11 protein-coding genes are annotated in these 12,661 nt (G+C 70.5%); 8 read left to right on the forward strand and 3 right to left on the reverse strand.

The features are described from left to right. The first annotated feature begins 71 nt into the window (after positions 1 to 71). Genes trpB through AB0F72_RS12905 form a run of 3 tightly spaced genes read left to right on the forward strand, consistent with a single transcriptional unit; the run spans position 72 to position 2,716 of the window. Positions 72 to 1,262 (forward strand): tryptophan synthase subunit beta, encoded by a 1,191-nt coding sequence (trpB, locus tag AB0F72_RS12895; RefSeq protein ID WP_360429713.1) that lies wholly within the window; start codon positions 72 to 74, stop codon positions 1,260 to 1,262. Further along, positions 1,259 to 1,996 carry a tryptophan synthase subunit alpha gene (gene trpA, locus AB0F72_RS12900; protein WP_360429715.1) on the forward strand — a complete coding sequence of 246 codons (738 nt, stop codon included), beginning with the start codon at positions 1,259 to 1,261 and terminating at the stop codon, positions 1,994 to 1,996. The genes trpB and trpA overlap by 4 nt, the downstream gene beginning before the upstream one ends. 21 nt (positions 1,997 to 2,017) lie before the next feature. Next, complete coding sequence (locus AB0F72_RS12905) at positions 2,018 to 2,716, forward strand: GntR family transcriptional regulator (RefSeq protein ID WP_360429718.1); 699 nt, start codon at positions 2,018 to 2,020, stop codon at positions 2,714 to 2,716. Here AB0F72_RS12905 and AB0F72_RS12910 read toward each other — a convergent pair. After that, on the reverse strand, positions 2,699 to 4,360 hold the full coding sequence (locus AB0F72_RS12910) for a DNA repair helicase XPB (protein WP_360429721.1): 1,662 nt from the start codon (positions 4,358 to 4,360) through the stop codon (positions 2,699 to 2,701). The two genes, AB0F72_RS12905 and AB0F72_RS12910, sit on opposite strands and share 18 nt — an antisense overlap. Before the next feature lie 135 nt (positions 4,361 to 4,495). Beyond that, positions 4,496 to 6,889, reverse strand: a complete 2,394-nt coding sequence (locus AB0F72_RS12915) for a helicase-associated domain-containing protein (RefSeq protein ID WP_360429724.1) — start codon at positions 6,887 to 6,889, stop codon at positions 4,496 to 4,498. Positions 6,890 to 6,968: 79 nt separating this feature from the next. Between AB0F72_RS12915 and AB0F72_RS12920 the strand changes: the two genes are divergently transcribed. Genes AB0F72_RS12920 through AB0F72_RS12930 form a run of 3 tightly spaced genes read left to right on the forward strand, consistent with a single transcriptional unit; the run spans position 6,969 to position 8,231 of the window. After that, a complete protein-coding gene (locus AB0F72_RS12920; RefSeq protein ID WP_014440489.1) occupies positions 6,969 to 7,172 on the forward strand; it encodes a hypothetical protein in 204 nt (67 codons plus the stop codon). After that, positions 7,172 to 7,798: an HAD family hydrolase gene (locus AB0F72_RS12925; protein WP_360429728.1), complete on the forward strand. Its 627-nt coding sequence runs from the start codon at positions 7,172 to 7,174 to the stop codon at positions 7,796 to 7,798. Before AB0F72_RS12920 ends, AB0F72_RS12925 begins: the two co-directional genes overlap by 1 nt. A gap of 46 nt (positions 7,799 to 7,844) precedes the next feature. Further along, the gene (locus tag AB0F72_RS12930) at positions 7,845 to 8,231 is read left to right on the forward strand and encodes a cold shock domain-containing protein (RefSeq protein WP_014440491.1); all 387 of its coding nucleotides are present in this window, start codon (positions 7,845 to 7,847) and stop codon (positions 8,229 to 8,231) included. On the opposite strand, the gene AB0F72_RS12935 is transcribed toward AB0F72_RS12930, so the two are convergent. Continuing rightward, a complete protein-coding gene (locus AB0F72_RS12935; RefSeq protein WP_360429732.1) occupies positions 8,201 to 9,073 on the reverse strand; it encodes a 1,4-dihydroxy-6-naphthoate synthase in 873 nt (290 codons plus the stop codon). The two genes, AB0F72_RS12930 and AB0F72_RS12935, sit on opposite strands and share 31 nt — an antisense overlap. 171 nt (positions 9,074 to 9,244) lie before the next feature. Here AB0F72_RS12935 and AB0F72_RS12940 point away from each other — a divergent pair, with 171 nt between their 5' ends. Further along, complete coding sequence (locus AB0F72_RS12940) at positions 9,245 to 11,263, forward strand: hypothetical protein (protein WP_360429735.1); 2,019 nt, start codon at positions 9,245 to 9,247, stop codon at positions 11,261 to 11,263. Then, positions 11,260 to 12,609, forward strand: a complete 1,350-nt coding sequence (locus AB0F72_RS12945; RefSeq protein ID WP_360429738.1) for an MFS transporter — start codon at positions 11,260 to 11,262, stop codon at positions 12,607 to 12,609. The genes AB0F72_RS12940 and AB0F72_RS12945 overlap by 4 nt, the downstream gene beginning before the upstream one ends. Positions 12,610 to 12,661 lie beyond the last annotated feature (52 nt).

A 12,661-nucleotide genomic window follows, 5' to 3' on the forward strand; every position in this document is an offset into this window, starting at 1 on the left:
TCGTTTGCATTTCCGGGACGGCGTGTCACACTGTTCTAGAACTGTGGAGTTCTAGAACAGTGGGGTGGGTCATGTCTGATCTTGTGCTGCCCGCGAAGCGGATGATGGCGGAGCCGGGTGAGCTCGGCCGCTTCGGTGAGCACGGCGGCCGCTTCGTCCCGGAGTCGCTGGTGCCGGCGTGTGCCCGGCTGGAGGAGGGGTTCCGGGAGGCCTGGGCCGACCCGAGCTTTCACCGCGACCTGGAACGGCTGCTCGCCGTCTACGCCGGACGCCCAACCGCGCTCACCCCGGCCTGGCGGCTCTCCGCGGAGCTCGGGATCACCGTGCTGCTCAAGCGCGAGGACCTGGCGCACACCGGCTCCCACAAAATCAACAACGTGCTCGGCCAGGCGCTGCTGGCCCGCCGGATGGGAAAGACCCGGCTGCTCGCCGAGACCGGCGCCGGGCAGCACGGCGTGGCCACCGCGACCGCGGGCGCGCTGCTCGGGCTCGGTGTCACGGTCTACATGGGCGAGAAGGACATCGAGCGACAGGCGCTGAACGTCTTCCGGATGAAGATGCTCGGCGCCGAGGTGGTGCCGGTGACGAGTGGCAGCCGCACCCTCAAGGACGCCACCAGCGAGGCCATGCGTGCGTGGGTCACCTGCGTGGACGAGGCGCACTACTGCCTCGGCTCGGTGATGGGCCCACACCCGTACCCATGGATGGTCCGGGAATTTCAGCGGGTCATCGGGGACGAGGCGCGGCGGCAGAGCGCGGCCGAGCTGAGCACCGGGATCCCCGACTACGTGGTCGCGTGTGTCGGCGGCGGATCGAACGCGGCCGGGACGTTCGCCGGGTTCGCGGACACCGGGGCGAAGCTGATCGGTGTGGAGGCGGCCGGTGGGGCTGCGGTCGCGTCGGGGCGGACCGGTGTGCTGCACGGGTTCCGGTCCTACCTGCTGCAGGACGAGAACGGGCAGGTCAGCGAGGCGCACTCGATCGCGCCGGGGCTGGACTATCCGGGCGTGGGGCCGGAGCACGCGTATCTCAACGACATCGGGCGAGCTCGGTACGTCACGGTGAGCGATGACGAAGTGGTGCCTGCGGTGCATCGTTTAGCCCGTACCGAAGGAATTTTGCCTGCTCTGGAATCCGCACATGCGATCGCCTGGGTGATCCGGGCGGCCGAGTCCGGCGAACTGCCGCCGTTCTCCACAGTTCTGGTGACGCTCTCCGGCCGGGGCGACAAGGACATGGCGACATTGATGGAGGAGCAGTGAAGGGCCTGGTTCCCTATCTGACCGGCGGAATCGGGCCGGACTGGACACGCTACCTGCGGGAGTACGAGCGGAACGGGGCCACCGCGATCGAGATCGGCCTGCCGTTCTCGGATCCGATCCTGGACGGGCCGACGATCCAGGAGGCGTCCGATCGGGCGCTGCGAAGAGGTGCCTCAGTCTCCACGATCCTCGACGAGCTCGCCGCCGTGCAGCTGAACATCCCTCTGATCGCGATGACCTACTACAACCTGGTCGTCCATCGTGGGCCGGACCTGTTCTGCCGCGAACTCGCGGACGCCGGCATCACCGGTCTGATCGTGCCCGATCTGCCGATCGACGAGGCCGGCGTCCTCGCGGCCGCCGCCGAGAAGCACGGCGTCGGCCTCACCCTGCTGGCGGCGCCCACCACCCCGCCGGACCGCCTCGCCGAGATCGCCCGGCGCAGTCGCGGCTTCATCTACGCGATCTCGGTGATGGGCACCACCGGGGAGCGCGACCAGATCGCCGAATCCGGCATCCGACTCGCCGGTGAGCTGCGGAAACTCACCGACAAGCCGGTGCTGCTGGCGTTCGGGATCTCCCGGCCGGAGCACGCGGCGGCCGCCGCCGGCGTCTGCGACGGTGTGGTGATCGGTGCCGCGCTGATGCGCCGCATCCTGGACGGCGGAACTCCGGAGGAGCTGGGTGCGGTCCTCGGTGAGTTTCGCGTGGCCCTCGATACTGTGACGGTTTGAGGTGACCGTGACAGGAGGACCATGGCGGATCGGGTACCGGCCTATCGGCGGATCGCCACCGACCTGGCCGAGAAGATCCGTGACGGCGTCTATCGGCCCGGTGACGCGTTGCCGGCTCAGCGGGAGCTCAGCGCCAGTTACGGCGTGACGCTGATGACCCTGCGCCAGGCGTTGCAGGAGCTTCGCGACCAGGGTCTGATCGTGCAGCAGGCGGGCCGGGGCACCTATGTGACACCGGCCCACGCCGCTTATCGCGTCGACACCCTGCGCAGCTTCGTCGAGGATCTGCGGGAGCAGGGGCACGAGGTGACGACAGTGGTGCTGGGGTTCGGCGACGGCATCCTGGAACGGCTCCGGCTGCTCGACGGGCAACCGGCGATCCACCAGACCTCCAGGATCGCCATGCCGTTCGTTCCGGCCGTGGCGAGTGCCGATTTCCGGAAGACCTCGCTTTATGCGGCGCTGGCCGAAGCGGGGGCGACCATCGCCAGGGCCTCCGAACGGATCGTTCCCGGCCTGCTCGCCGATGAGCTCGCCCCGTTCTTGGAACGCCCGGCGGGCAGCCCGGTCTTCGTCAGCGAGCGCACCACGTTCGGCCTCGACGAGAAGACTCTCGTCGAGGACCGCGCGATCATCCTCGGTGACCTGCTGGAGATCCGGGCCGAGCGGGCCGCCACCCGCCTCTCGTTGCAGTGGGGCAGCTCAGTCGACCTGGGGTAGCGGCGGGCCGAGAACGTCGTCGGCGTCGACGATCGTGTACGCATAACCCTGCTCGGCCAGGAAGCGCTGCCGGTGCGCCGCGTACTCGGTGTCGATGGTGTCCCGGGAGACGACCGTGTAGAAGTGCGCCTGCCGGCCGTCGCCCTTGGGCCGCAGCACCCGGCCGAGGCGCTGCGCCTCCTCCTGGCGGGAGCCGAACGTGCCGGAGACCTGGACCGCGACCGCCGCCTCGGGCAGGTCGATCGAGAAGTTGCCGACCTTGGAGAGCACCAGCGTCCGCAGCGAGCCGTCACGGAACGCGTCGAAGAGCCGTTCCCGCTCCTTGTTCGTGGTGGAGCCCTGCACGATCGGGGCGTCCAGGTACTCGCCGAGCTCGTGCAACTGGTCCAGGAAGCCGCCGATCACCAGCACCTGCTCGCCCGGGTGTTTCTCGACCAGGGCTTTCACCACGGGCAATTTGGTACGCGCGGAGGCCGCCACCCGGTACCGCTCCTCGGCCTCGGTCACCGCGTACGCCATCCGTTCCGCGTCGGTGAGCGTGACCCGGACCTCGACGCACTCGGCCGGGGCGATCCAGCCCTGTGCCTCGATGTCCTTCCACGGGGCGTCGTAGCGTTTCGGGCCGATCAGCGAGAAGACGTCACCCTCGCGACCGTCCTCGCGTACCAGGGTGGCGGTGAGGCCGAGCCGGCGGCGGGCCTGCAGGTCCGCGGTGAAGCGGAAGATCGGCGCGGGCAGCAGGTGCACCTCGTCGTAGATCACCAGGCCCCAGTCGCGGGCGCCGAACAGGTCCAGGTGGGTGAAGGCGCCACCGCGGCGGGAGGTGAGCACCTGGTACGTCGCGATGGTGACCGGGCGGATCTCCTTGCGCTCGCCGCTGTACTCCCCGATCTCGTCCTCGGTCAGCGACGTGCGCGCGATCAGCTCGCGTTTCCACTGCCGGCCGGCGACCGTGTTGGTCACCAGGATCAGGGTCGTTGCTTTCGCCGTCGCCATCGCGGCCGCACCGACCAGCGTCTTACCGGCGCCGCAGGGCAGCACCACCACGCCCGAGCCGCCGGCCCAGAAGCCGTCGACCGCCTCCTGCTGGTACGAGCGCAGCGTCCAGCCGTCCTCCGCCAGGTCGATCTCGTGCGCCTCGCCGTCGACGTAACCGGCCAGGTCCTCGGCCGGCCAGCCGAGTTTCAGCAGCGCCTGCTTGAGCCGGCCGCGCTCCGAGCCGTGCACCGCGATCGTCTCGTCGTCGATCCGGGCGCCGAGCATGCCGGCCAGCTTCTTCGATTTCGCCACCTCGACCAGCACGATCTTGTCGAGGCCGCGCAGGACCAGGCCGTGCACCGGGTCGTTCAGCAGCTGCAGGCGGCCGTAACGGTCCATCGTCTCGGCGATGTCCACGAGCAGCGCGTGCGGCACCGGGTAGCGCGAGAACTTGATCAGCGCGTCGACAACGCTCTCGGCGTCGTGCCCGGCGGCCCGCGAGTTCCACAACCCGAGCGGGGTCAGCCGGTACGTGTGCACGTGCTCCGGCGAGCGCTCCAGCTCGGCGAAGGGTGCGATTGCCATCCGGCACGCATGCGCGTCCGGGTGATCCACCTCCAGGAGCAGAGTCTTGTCCGACTGCACGATCAGTGGTCCGCCGCTCACTCGTACACCCTCCGCACCGCGAAAAAGCCGACCCTCCAGTCTGCCACGGAAATCCGGTGCAACATTCCGCGGCGCTGGTGCGTGTATAGGGTGCCGGGCCGTGCGCGATACGGGGGCGCGCGGCCCGGCAAAACCTCACTCCTCGGTGACCGCCGCGGTGATCCGGTGCAGCGCGAAGGTGTGCAGGCTCTCCCCGCGCTCGTCCTCGGCCCGCAGGTAACCGGCGCTCAACGACACCGGCTTGACCAGCCGGGAGAGCGTGGCGCCGTGCGAGTCCACGTACCCGACCCAGACCCGGGCCTTGTCCCGGACCGCCTGCTGAAGCACCGCCATGGCCTGGCTGTGCTGCTGCACGGCGGTGAGCCCGGGCATCGCCTGGCCCTGTGCGGCGCGCACGGTGACCGGCGCCCGCCGGGCCGCACGCGTCGCGATGTCGCCGCGGCGCAGCTGTTCGACCACGCCGGCCAGGCGGGGGCCGGCCAGCAGCGGCGGCCCCAGCGGTTCGGCGATCCGAGGGGTACGGGTCGGCGCCCGTCGCGTTTTCGGCCGGGTGAGCACCGTCGCGCCGCCGGCGTCCTCGGCGACCGGCGCGTAGCCCGCGTCCCGCAGCGCGCCCAGCAGGCGGGCCACCGGACGGGGGCTGACCAGCACGGTCGGCGCGATCCGGCGCAGGTCCACCGGGACCAGCCGCTTGTCGCCGAGCACCTCGGCCAGCAGCGCCTCGTCGTCGCTGCGCAGGTAGGAGCCGGCCGAGCCGCTGCGCAGCCCGCCGTGCTTGCGGGCGGTGTCGTCGATCAGGTACGTCAGCGTCTGCGGCACCGGCGTGCGGGAGCGGCGCCGGAACAGCGTGTGCAGGTCGTCCGCGCGGTAACCGATGTCGAGGGCGCGCCGCACGCTGGCCGGGGTGACCCGGAAGACGCTCGCACCGCCCGCCGACTCCGGCTCGGCGACCGCGTCCAGCTCGGCGGCGAGGTCCGGTTCCGGCGGGCCGGGCACCACCACGGTCAGGTCGGCCTGGACCAGGAGGTGGTCGACCGGCGCCGGGAGCAGCTCGTCCAGCGCCCGGACGGCGTCGGCCGGCGCCTCCGCCGGGTGCAGCCCCAGCGGGTCGGTCTCGTCCGGCTCCGGGTCGGCCAGGAGCAGGCGAGCGTACGAGGTGAGCGCGCCCAGCCCGGTGACCCCGAGCAGGGCCGCCCCGGTGTAGGCGTCCCGGTGCGCCACCTCACGGCCACGGGACCGTCGCGGCGCCTGCCAGGCGAGCAGCCCGAGCAGGTCGTCGACGGCGGGCGCGGCGCCCGGCTCCAGATCGGCGAGGGCGTCCAGCGCCTCCCGCCGGGCCTGCGGCGCGCCGGCTCGTTCGGCGTCCGGCGCGAGCGCGTTGATCGGCCGGTCCCGGTCGTCGCGGCGGCCGACCAGGCCGGGCTGCCGGGTCATCATCAGCCAGGACCGGGCCAGGGCGGCCCAGCGGTGTGCGACGCCGGTCGCCCGCCACAGGTCGTACGCCCCGGTCGGCAGGAACACGTCCTGGGCAGCGGTGGAGGCGTTGCGGGCGTTCACCTCGGACTCGCCGAGCAGGCCGGCCGCGTACGCCGTCTCGATCAGCAGGGCCGCGCCGGATTCGTCGACGCCGGCGGCCTTGGCCAGCCGTTTCAGGTCGCGCACGCCGAGCCCGCCGGCCCGCAGGACCGGTGCGGCCTCGGCGGCCAGCGCGTCGAGGATCGCCTCGGTGGCGCGGACCGCCTCCATCACCTGACCGGCGCCGGCCGAGTCGGCGGCCTTGGGGTCGCGGATCGGTGCGTCGGGCAGCGGCGGGAACGGGCGCAGCGCACCGAGCGGCCCGGTGTCGCGGCGCAGCAGCATGCCGACCTCGCGAGGCAGCTCGATCAGCTCGCCGTCCGGCCGCGGCGCCCGCCCGGCCTCCGACACCGGAACCAGGATGTGCTGGTCGACGAGCCAGCGAACCGGCTCGGTCTGGTCGAGCGCGGCCCGGGAGAGTGCCCCGATCGGGGGACCGGCGGCTAGCCGATCGAGGACGGCGCGGGCGGCGGGCGGCGCCGCGAGCACGGTGCGCCGCAGTTTCGCCCGGTCCGCGACGAGCGCGCCGGCCCGCGGGTCCAGGAAGTCGGCGGGACGGCCGAGACCGGCCGGGTACGGCGAGGTGACCTCGTCGACCGCGGCCACCACCTGCAGCGACTCCAGCGGGCCGTACAGCAGGAAGCGGGTCCGGAGGCGGTCGATCGCGCCCCGGACGTCCGCGGCGTCGACCCCTCCGGTGAATTCCAGAACGGCGTCGACCGAGGTCAGGGCGGTGTCGGTGGCGCGGCTCAGGCGGGCCGCGTCCAGGATCAGCAGGGTGAACTCGTCCAGCGAGTCCAGGCAGCGGGCGACCGAGTTACGGGACTGTGCGCGTACGGCGAGGGCCGAGATGTCGGCGGGCACCGGAACGACGAGATCGGGGCGCAGCTGTATGAGCGCGCCCAGAGCCTCGTCGGGCAGCGACCGTAGTTGATCGGCGAATGTGGTGGCCATCGTCTTCAACGCTAACGTTCATGGGACGATAGTGGTGTGTCCGGGCGTGGCCGGACCTCGATCGCGAGGAGGACTCATCGTGGCAGCGAAGGCCAACATGCCGGGCACGCAGGTGACCGCCAGTCCCAAGGGCGCACCCCGTGGGGTCGACATGAAGGGTCAGATGCACGTCTCGGAGCTCATCTCCGACCGCGCTGCGGCTCCTTCGCCGTTCGGTGACGACATCACCTTCCCGCTGCCCGTGGAGAACCTCACCTACACGCCCACCTTCACCCAGGAGTGATGCCCGCGGCAGTCGGGTTCGACCTGGACATGACCCTGATCGACTCCCGGCCGGGCATCCGGGAGGCGTACCGGGCGCTCACCGCCCGGACCGGTGTCCACGTCGACGCTGATCTCGCCGTCTCCCGGCTCGGCCCGCCCCTGCGGACCGAGCTCGGCCACTGGTTCCCGCCGGCGGAGATCGAGGACGCCGTCGTCACGTACCGGGCCCTCTATCAGGAGCTCGCGATCGAGCCGACGGTGCCGATGAAAGGTGCCGCCGAGGCGCTCGACGCGGTCCGGGCGGCCGGGCTGCGGGTGGTCGTGGTGACCTCGAAACTGGGCCGGCTGGCCGGCTTGCACCTGGACCATCTGGGCATGCGCGCGGACGAGCTGGCCGGCGACCTGTTCGCCGAGGGCAAGGCGTCCGCGCTGGTGGAGCACGGTGTGCGCTGGTACGTGGGTGATCACGTGGCGGACATGGTGGCCGCCCGCACGGCCGGCGTGCCCGGTATCGGGGTGGCCACCGGGCCCTGCTCCGAGGCTGAGTTGGCCGAGGCCGGAGCAACGTACGTATTGCCCGATCTGACCCATTTCCCGACCCTGCTGGATGAGATTGCTGTTGGGTCCGGGCCCGCGTCTGGATAGCCTTGCCGTGAGCAGTTGTGTCCATTGAGTGAAGTTGAGGTCAGCGGTGCCCACGGGTCGAGTGAAGTGGTACGACGCGGCGAAGGGATTCGGGTTCGTCACCAGTGATGAGGGCGGCGACGTGTTCCTGCCCAAGGGTTCGCTACCCACCGGGGTCACCGAGCTGAAGACCGGTCAGCGGATCGAGTTCGGTGTGGTCGACAGCCGCAAGGGCGCGCAGGCGCTCGGTGTGAAGCTGCTGGAGGCGCCGCCGTCGGTGGCCGAGCTGCGCCGCCGTCCGGCGGACGAGCTGGCCAGCATGATCGAAGACATGATCAAGGTCCTGGAGAGCTCGGTGCAGCCGTCGCTGCAGCGTGGCCGTTACCCGGACAAGAAGACCGCACAGCGGATCGCCCAGCTAGTTCACGCGGTCGCCCGCGAGTTCGAGCTCTGATCCTCCGATATTGATACAGCAGGTGTCAGACCCGCCGCCGCCGCGCGCCCGAGCAGGGCGTCGACGGCGGCGAGTCCGTCTCTGCCCAGGTCCAGGGTGAACTCGTTGACGTAGAGCTCGATGTGCTGGTTCACCACGTCCGGTTCCATCTCCTGCGCGTTGGCGAGGATGAACTCCCGGCTCGCGGCCGGGTCGAGCCAGCCGTGGCGCAGCGACGCACGAATCCACTCGGTGGCCTCGGCCGGATCGACAGTGCCCTTCTTCGCCAGGATTGCGCCGAGCGGGATCGGCAGGCCGGTGTCGCTCTCCCACCACTCGCCGAGGTCGGCCAGGGCGGTCAACCCATAGCGCTGGTACGTGAAACGGGCCTCGTGGATGACCAGGCCCGCGTCGTAACGGCCGGCCGCGACGCCCGGCATGATCTGGTGGAACGGGACCACCTCGATCCGGGCCGGCGGGTGCTCGGCGGACCAGAGGCGGAACAGAAGGTACGCCGTGGTGCGGTCACCGGGCACCGCGACGGTCTTGCCGGTCAGATCGGCCTTTCCGGCCGGGCCGGCGTCCCCGGCCGCGAACGGCTCCCGGGCCAGCACGAGCGGGCCGCAGCCCCGGCCGAGCGCGCCGCCGCAGTGCAGCAGCTCGTAGTCGTCGAGCAGCCAGGGCAGCGCCGCGTAACTCACTTTGACCAGGTCGAACCGGCCGTCCAGCGCCGCTGTGTTCGTCACGTCGACGTCCGCGAACGTCAGGTTGACCGGCGGTGCGCCGGGAACCAGCCCGTGGATCAGGGCGTGGAACACGAAAGTGTCGTTCGGGCACGGCGAGACGGCCAGTGAAAGTTCCACGGGTTTCACGCTAGCGCCGCCGGCCGGTGAGTGCCCCATGGGGCGGATGTCTAGCTCCCCACACCCGGCAGTGCGCGGGGGAAAAACTTTCGCGTTTACATCTGGATCTATGGCGTGACAATTCTTACACTCCGCTTTGTTGGATCATTTGATCGATCAAGGGGGTGTCCCGTGGCCCGGTTCCGATCACTAGCCGCGGGCGTCCTGGTGCTCGGCCTGATTGGTGGGCTGCCCGCGCCCGCCGCCAGCGCCGCGAGCTGGACGCCCGCCAACGATTTGGAGGGTGCGTGCGTCACCCTCCAGGCCTCGAACGGTTACGTCTTCAAGGACAGCGTCGGGTACGGGTACACCAGCACCGCTGCCAAGGCGGAGAAGTTCCGCTTCGAGGCCACCCAGCTGGGCCGTTACGCGATCAGGGACTCCACCGGCGCCCCGATCTACCAGAGCGTGGTCGGCTGGGTCTGGGCCGGCTCCGAATACGGGGACCGCGCCGACTGGACCGCCACCGTCTCCGAGGGCAAGTACCGGTTCGTCTCGACCGCCACCGGCCAGCAGATGGGCGTCTACCTCGGCGGGCTCGGTGCGGGCAGCTCCACCTACACACTCGCGGCGGCCACCGGCTGCGCCGCGATCCCGGACATCGCGACGGGTGTGACCGGCACTCCGGCCGCCGGCGTGGACGCGAACGGCAAGCTGGCCGGCTGGATCGACGCCCACGCGCACATCACCGCGGCCGAGGCGTTCGGCGGGTCGCTGCACTGCGGTGACCCGTACGCGCCGGGTGGGGTGACCGTGGCGCTGAAGGGCTGCGCCTCGCACGCCACGCTCGGCTGGGGCGCCCTGCTCGAAGCGATCATCGCGGGCACCGACCCGATCAACTCCGCCGAGGACGGGTGGCCGACGTTCGGCGACTGGCCGCAGAACGACACGATGCTGCACGAGGCCTCGTACTTCCGCAGCCTTGAGCGGGCCTGGCAGTCCGGCCAGCGGGTGCTCAACGTGCTGCTCGTCGCGAACCGGGTGATCTGCGACCTGACCCCGGAGCACACCTCCTGCGACGAGATGGACCAGATCCGGGCGCAGGCGACGTACCTCAAGAAGATGCAGGACTACGTTGACGCCCGCAGCGGGGGACCGGGCAAGGGCTGGTTCCGGCTGGCGACCACCCCGGCCCAGGTACGCCAGATCGCCGCGCAGGGCAAGCTGGCCGTCACGATCGGCGTGGAGAACTCCGAGCTCTTCGGATGCCGGGAGATCAAGGACGTGCCGCAGTGCACGACAGCGGACATCGACGCCGGGCTCGACGAGCTGGAGAGCCTCGGGGTGAGCGGCCTCTACCCGGTGCACAAGTTCGACAACGCGTTCGGCGGCACCCGGTTCGACGAGGGTGTGACCGGCGCCGCGATCAACCTGGGCCAGCTCCTCTCCAGCGGGCACTGGTGGACCGCGACCAGCTGCACCGGTCCGAGCGACAACGAGCAGCCCCTGGTCAGTGACGACTTCGCGAAGCTCCTGGAACTCGGGGTGGGTCTTCCGGCGGGCACGATCCTGCCGGTCTATCCGAGCGGGAAGATCTGCAACACCCGTGGCTTGACCCCGCTCGGAACGTACCTGATCCAGGAAATGATCGAGCGCGGCATGATCATCCACATCGACCACATGGGGGTGAAGACCGCGCAAGCGGTCCTCGACATCGCCCAGCAGACCGGATATCCGGGCGTCACCTCGGTGCACACCTGGTCGGATCCGACGATCGTCAACCGGATCCTGGGTCTCGGTGGATTCGTCGCCAGCTACGCCTTCGCGGCGACCGACGACGGCCAGGACACCCCGACCTTCCTCGACGAATGGCGCGCCCACCAGGGACTCGCCAACGCTTCGAAGATCACTGGGTACGGGGTCGGCACCGACGTGAACGGTCTGGGCCCGCAGGCCGCCCCGCGTCTGAACGCCGGGTCCAGCCCGCTCACCTACCCGTTCACCGCGACGAACGGCACGACCGTCACGAAGCAGGTCTGGGGTGGCCGGACGTTCGACCTGAACACCGACGGTGTCGCCCAGTACGGCCTCTACGCCGACTGGATCACCGATCTGATCAACCAGTCCGGGTCGGACGCGACCAAACTCCGCAAGCAGCTGCTCAGCGGTGCCGAGGCCTACACGGTGATGTGGGAAAGGGCGCGTGCGTGACGCTGGTCGACACGCCGGTCCGCCGCCGGTGGATGACCGCCTATGGCCTGGCCATGGTCGGTGTGGCGGCGGGCTGGTTCGGTCCGATCCAGATCCTGCTCCCGGAGCAGGCGGCACGGCTGGCCGGCGAGGACGGCAAGGAGGCGCTGCTCGCCTTCGTGACAGCGTGGGGCGCTGCCGTGTCGATGGTGGCGAACCCGCTCTGGGGCGCGCTCTCCGACCGGATCGGATCACGCCGGTTGCCGGTCTTCCTGGCCGGCACCGGGGTCGGCGTGGCCGGTCTGCTGGTGCTGGCCGGGGCGGACACCCGGACGACGATGGTGGCCGGCTGGTGTCTGGTGCAGGCCGGGTTGAACGGGCCGCTCGCCGCGCTCGCCGCGATGATCGGCGACCGGGTGCCGGAACGCCAGCGCGGCACGGTCGGCTCGATCTTCGGGGTGGCGCAGATCGTCGGCGTGGTGCTCGGTACCGCCCTGGCCGTCGCCGTCGGGCAGGGCGCGCCGGGTTACGTGGCGGTGGCTGTCGCGGTGCCGGCCCTCGGCGCGGCCCTGTTGATCCTGCATCGGGACAGGCAGGCGACGACGAGTGTTGACGTGTTGACTGCATCCGAGTCAACTCAACACATCAGACATGTTGATTCATCTGGACATGTTGACCCGGCTGGACATGTTGACCCGGCTGGACATGTTGACCCGGCTGGACATGTTGGCCCGGCGGGACATGTTGATTCGTCAACACGTGGTGAATCGTCAACGCGCCGGTCTGTGTTGCTCAAGCTTCGGTTGACGGAGCAGTTCGCCTGGGCGTGGCTCATCCGGTTCCTGCTCAACTTGAGCAACGCGCTCGTCCTGGTCTACCTCTTCTACTACCTGTCCGACCGGGTCGGTGTCGCCGATCCGGCCCTCTGGGTGCTGATCCTCACCGTCGTCAACGTCGTGTTCGCCGGGATCGCGGGCGGGTTCGGCGGCGTGCTCTCGGACCGCTGGGAACGCCGTCGCGTCTTCATCGCGGTCGCCGCCGTGGTGATCGCGGCCGGCGCCACGCTGATGGCGTTCGTGCCGATGACAGGCGTGGTGATCGGCGCCTCGGTGCTTGTCGGGATCGGCTGGGGCGCCTACATCGCGGTCGACATGGCGGTGATCACGCACGTGCTGCCGGACGCCGAGACCCGCGCCACGATGCTCGGCGTCGCCAACATCGCCGGCACCCTGCCCCAGCTCATCGCGCCGGTCGTGGCCGCGCCGATCGTCACCGGCCTCGGCGGTTACCCGGCTCTGTACCTGCTGACCGGGGGAGCGGCGCTGCTCGCGCTGGCAGCCCTGCCGCGTCTGCGCGGACTGCCATAGCGCGCGAACTGCCATAGCGCGCGACTGCGATAGCGCGCGACTGCCATAGCGC

The organism is Actinoplanes sp. NPDC023936 (assembly GCF_040639325.1).
GTDB lineage: Bacteria > Actinomycetota > Actinomycetes > Mycobacteriales > Micromonosporaceae > Actinoplanes.

Bases quoted from the DNA above. Each gene is read 5' to 3' on its own strand.
- trpB (WP_360429713.1), top strand. From the start codon at position 72: ATGTCTGATCTTGTGCTGCCCGCGAAGCGGATGATGGCGGAGCCGGGT.
- AB0F72_RS12905 (WP_360429718.1), top strand. From the start codon at position 2,018: ATGGCGGATCGGGTACCGGCCTATCGGCGGATCGCCACCGACCTGGCC.
- AB0F72_RS12915 (WP_360429724.1), bottom strand. From the start codon at position 6,889: ATGGCCACCACATTCGCCGATCAACTACGGTCGCTGCCCGACGAGGCT.
- AB0F72_RS12925 (WP_360429728.1), top strand. From the start codon at position 7,172: ATGCCCGCGGCAGTCGGGTTCGACCTGGACATGACCCTGATCGACTCC.